Origin of the sequence: Pontiella sp., from assembly GCF_041622395.1 — a bacterium.
GTDB lineage: Bacteria > Verrucomicrobiota > Kiritimatiellia > Kiritimatiellales > Pontiellaceae > Pontiella.
Genome location: NZ_JBFJYW010000341.1, coordinates 1 through 3,716 on the forward strand (window position 1 = coordinate 1; position 3,716 = coordinate 3,716).

The window sequence follows — 3,716 nt, forward strand, 5'->3', positions numbered from 1 at the left end:
GACCCCAATCGAAAAGCGACAATATCTGCGGGAAAAGCACTGGGAGCAATCGCGCCGGGCGGAGCGCCGGGGCGATTACAAAAAAGCCCTTGAAATCCACAAGCGAATCCTGGCCGAGGATCGTGCATCCTATGCGGTTTTTCTGCGGGCGGGTTGGCTTTCTTTCCGGCTGGGAGCCTACGAGGAGGCGATCGGCTACTATGAACAGGCCCTCGCAATAAGCAATGATGAGTGGCCCTTGCAGGGGATCAAGAGCTGTCGCGCCGCACTCGGCGTTACCGCCGCCGCATAAATACTTCAACCGAAGGAGAATCCGTGATGATTAAACGATTGGGAATTTTAATGCTGCTCGTCGCAAGCGTGGGCTGCAAGGGGCCTGGCGGCCGTCCCCCGCGCGGCGGCGGTAAAAACGATGCCTCCGGCGCCGATTTCGTGAAACGGCTCGATAAGGATGGCGACGGAAAAGTGTCGAAGGGCGAGTTCGACGGGCCGGCCAAGATTTTTGCCGAGCTGGATCGCAACGGCGATGGGTTCCTTGCGGCGGACGAAGCGCCTTCCGGGCCTCCTCCGGGCGGCCGAAGATAGGTTTCGGTTTCGCCGGTGCCCGGCTAGTTGGCCAGGGCTTTGCGGATGGCCGCGATGTCGACGACGATCTGCTGCTTCAGTTTTTCGGCGTCCTCGAAAACCTGGTCGCCGCGGATGTATTCGATATAGCTGACTTCGACGTGCTGGCCGTAGAGATCGACGCCGGTTTCGTCGAGCAGGTAGACTTCGAGCACTTGCGGTTCGTTTTCGTGGAAGGTGCCGCGGTGGCCGATGTAGGCGGCCGCCGGGTACGCGGCTTGGCCGACGCGCAGTTTGGCGGCATAGATTCCGCGCGGCGGCAGCATGTCGTTTTCCGGCGCGATGTTGGCGGTGGGGTAACCCAATACGCGCCCGATCTTTTTGCCGTGTTCCACGGTGCCGATGGTGCTGACGGGCCGGCCGAGCATGCCGATGGCATCGGCCATGTGGCCCAGCTTGATCGCCTCGCGGATGCGGGTGCTCGATACGCGCTCTCCCTTCCAGCACACTTGCGGGTGGGCCGAAAAAAACATGCCGCGTTCGGTGCATAGCTTGGTGAGCAGTTCGGCGTTGCCGGCGCGGTTGCGCCCGAACGACCAGTCTTCGCCGACCGAGATGCCCGCCAGCGCGGGTATGCGGTTGCATAGGTTTTCAAAAAAGGCCTCGGGCTCCTGCTTCATGAAATCAACGGTGAAGGGCTGGAGGATGCAGCCGTCGACGCCCATCGCCTGCAAATGGCTGGACTGCTGGTTCGTCGTGAAGATCAGCGGCGGCGCACGGTCGGGCATCAGAACCTTGGCGGGGTGGGGGTCGAAGGTGAACACCCACGCTTCGCCGTCGACGGCGCGCGCGCGTTCGATCGCTTTCTTGATGACGGCGGCGTGGCCGATGTGCAAGCCATCGAAGCAACCCGCCGCAAGAATGACGGGGCTTTGGGTGTCGTGGAACTCTTCGAGGGCGCGGATGATTTTCATCGGATCATATCACTCAACAGGATGGCCTTTTGCTCTAGCGTTTCGCGGTCGCATTCCAAAATCTCTTCCATCGTATGGGCCCGGTCGATCGTGAGCGGACCGGAGGCGGTGCGCCGCAGGGCGTCGAGGCTTCCGCCGACGCCGAGCAGATGGCCGATGTCGTGGGCGAGGGTGCGGACATAGGTGCCCTTGGTGCTCTTGACGCGAAATGTAACCAGCGGGTTGGCGAATTCGAGGACATCGAACTCGAAGATGGTGATCTTGCGCGGCTCGCGTTCGATCTCCTGGCCCTTGCGCGCCATTTTATACAGCGGTACGCCGTTCTTTTTGATGGCCGAAACCATCGGCGGAATCTGCTCGATGTCGCCCATGAAGTTTTCGGCAATGACCTTTTCGACGTCTTCGCGGGTGATGTGCGAGGCATCCTTCTCTTCGAGGATCTCGCCGTCGGCATCCTGCGAGTTGGTCGTGATGCCGAGGTGGATGGTGCCCTCGTAGACTTTGTCGCCGCCCATGATGCGGTCGGAAAGCTTGGTGCCCTTGCCGATCAGCATCACCAGCAGGCCGGTCGCCAGCGGGTCGAGCGTGCCGCCGTGGCCGACTTTGGCGAGCTTGAAGTAGTTGCGGATTTTCGCGACGACGTCATGCGAGGTCCATTCGCTGGGTTTGTCGACCAGCAGGATGCCGTCGAACGGATCGGGTTCGCGGCGCCTACGCGGTCTCATCGGTGCCCTTGTCGTCTTTGAAGGCTTCGGGATTCTCGCGCTCCATCTCGGCCAGCATGGAAAGGATGTGGTCGCCGCCCTCGAGCGATTCGTCGAGGATGAAGTGCAGGCGCGGGGTGTATTTGAGCTTCACGCGCTTGATCATCAGGCGGATGATCTCCTGCCGATGGCGGTTGAGGTATGAAATCATGCCGTCGCGGTTGTCCTCGTGCCCGAAGATCGAAACAAAGACATTGGCGTCGCGCAGATCCGGCGCGCACTCGACGCGCGTGACCGTGATGGCCGCCGAATCGAAATCCGATCCGATGAAGTTGCGGTAGAGATCTTCCGCGATCTCGCGTTTCAGCAATTCGTTGACTCTGACTAAACGTGGTGTGCCCATGGGAATTTCCTCGAAAAACGCGCTACTATAGGCCGCCGGCGGCGAAAAGCAACCCTCGGCGTCGATCGTTCGGGAAATTCCGCCGACGCCCATTCGCTATTTTAGGAGCGAAAAAGCCAAGCAACGTGGTTGACGCCCTTTTTCCGGTTGGGTAATGTTCGCCCTCATTTTTAACAGAAGTACTTGTATAAAACCTAATAAGGAAAGGTGAATAACATGGCAACAAAAGTTGGTATTAACGGTTTCGGCCGTATCGGACGCATGGTGTTCCGCGCAGCAGCTGCCCGCAAAGACATCGAAATCGTAGGCATCAACGACCTGCTGGACGTTGACTATCTCGCATACATGCTCAAGTACGATTCCGTACATGGCCGTTTCGCCGGCACCGTTGAAGTCAAAGACGGTTCGCTCGTAGTAAACGGTTCCGTTATCCGCATCACCGCTGAGCGTGATCCGGCTAACCTGAAGTGGGACGAAGTCGGCGCTGAAGTCGTCGTCGAGTCCACCGGTTTCTTCCTGACCGACGAAACCGCTCGTAAGCACATCGCCGCCGGCGCAAAGAAAGTGGTTCTTTCCGCTCCTTCCAAGGACGCGACCCCGATGTTCGTTTGCGGTGTCAACACCGATTCCTACGCTGGCCAGGACATCGTTTCCAACGCTTCCTGCACCACCAACTGCCTGGCCCCGGTGGCCAAGGTCCTGAACGACAAGTTCGGCATCGAAAAGGGTCTGATGACCACCGTTCACGCGGCGACTGCTACCCAGAAGACCGTTGATGGTCCTTCCATGAAAGACTGGCGAGGCGGACGCGGCATCCTGGAAAACATCATCCCGTCTTCCACCGGTGCAGCTAAAGCGGTAGGCAAGGTTATCCCGGAACTCAACGGTAAGCTGACCGGAATGGCCTTCCGTGTTCCGACCTCCGACGTGTCTGTTGTTGACCTGACGGTTGTTCTGAAAAAGGAAGCGTCCTACGAAGATGTATGCGCGGCCATGAAAGAAGCTTCCGAAGGCGAGCTCAAGGGCATCCTTGGTTACACCGAAGATATGGTTGTGGCCACCGACTTCCGC

At 59.2% G+C, this 3,716-nt stretch carries 6 protein-coding genes; 3 read left to right on the top strand and 3 right to left on the bottom strand.

The genetic code is table 11. The features are described 5' to 3' along the window. A partial coding sequence (locus tag ABYO54_RS15130) for a tetratricopeptide repeat protein (protein ID WP_372809072.1) occupies positions 1-292 on the top strand: 292 nt, incomplete at its 5' end. A gap of 26 nt (positions 293-318) precedes the next feature. Beyond that, positions 319-585, top strand: coding sequence for a hypothetical protein (locus ABYO54_RS15135; RefSeq protein ID WP_372809073.1), 267 nt, complete (start codon positions 319-321; stop codon positions 583-585). 23 nt (positions 586-608) lie between these two features. On the opposite strand, the gene ribF is transcribed toward ABYO54_RS15135, so the two are convergent. From ribF to rbfA, 3 genes are read right to left on the bottom strand one after another with little or no spacing between them, the layout of a single operon-like run. Continuing rightward, positions 609-1,538 (bottom strand): riboflavin biosynthesis protein RibF, encoded by a 930-nt coding sequence (gene ribF / locus ABYO54_RS15140; RefSeq protein ID WP_372809074.1) that lies wholly within the window; start codon positions 1,536-1,538, stop codon positions 609-611. Continuing rightward, positions 1,535-2,263 carry a tRNA pseudouridine(55) synthase TruB gene (truB, locus tag ABYO54_RS15145; RefSeq protein ID WP_372809075.1) on the bottom strand — a complete coding sequence of 243 codons (729 nt, stop codon included), beginning with the start codon at positions 2,261-2,263 and terminating at the stop codon, positions 1,535-1,537. The genes ribF and truB overlap by 4 nt, the downstream gene beginning before the upstream one ends. Continuing rightward, on the bottom strand, positions 2,250-2,645 hold the full coding sequence (gene rbfA, locus ABYO54_RS15150; protein WP_372809076.1) for a 30S ribosome-binding factor RbfA: 396 nt from the start codon (positions 2,643-2,645) through the stop codon (positions 2,250-2,252). The genes truB and rbfA overlap by 14 nt, the downstream gene beginning before the upstream one ends. A gap of 216 nt (positions 2,646-2,861) precedes the next feature. On the opposite strand from rbfA, the gene gap reads away from it, so the two are divergent. Next, positions 2,862-3,716: type I glyceraldehyde-3-phosphate dehydrogenase (gene gap / locus ABYO54_RS15155; RefSeq protein ID WP_372809077.1), on the top strand; the 855-nt coding region annotated here is incomplete at its 3' end.

Bases quoted from the DNA above. Each gene is read 5' to 3' on its own strand.
- truB (WP_372809075.1), bottom strand. From the start codon at position 2,263: ATGAGACCGCGTAGGCGCCGCGAACCCGATCCGTTCGACGGCATCCTG.
- rbfA (WP_372809076.1), bottom strand. From the start codon at position 2,645: ATGGGCACACCACGTTTAGTCAGAGTCAACGAATTGCTGAAACGCGAG.
- ABYO54_RS15135 (WP_372809073.1), top strand. From the start codon at position 319: ATGATTAAACGATTGGGAATTTTAATGCTGCTCGTCGCAAGCGTGGGC.
- ribF (WP_372809074.1), bottom strand. From the start codon at position 1,538: ATGAAAATCATCCGCGCCCTCGAAGAGTTCCACGACACCCAAAGCCCC.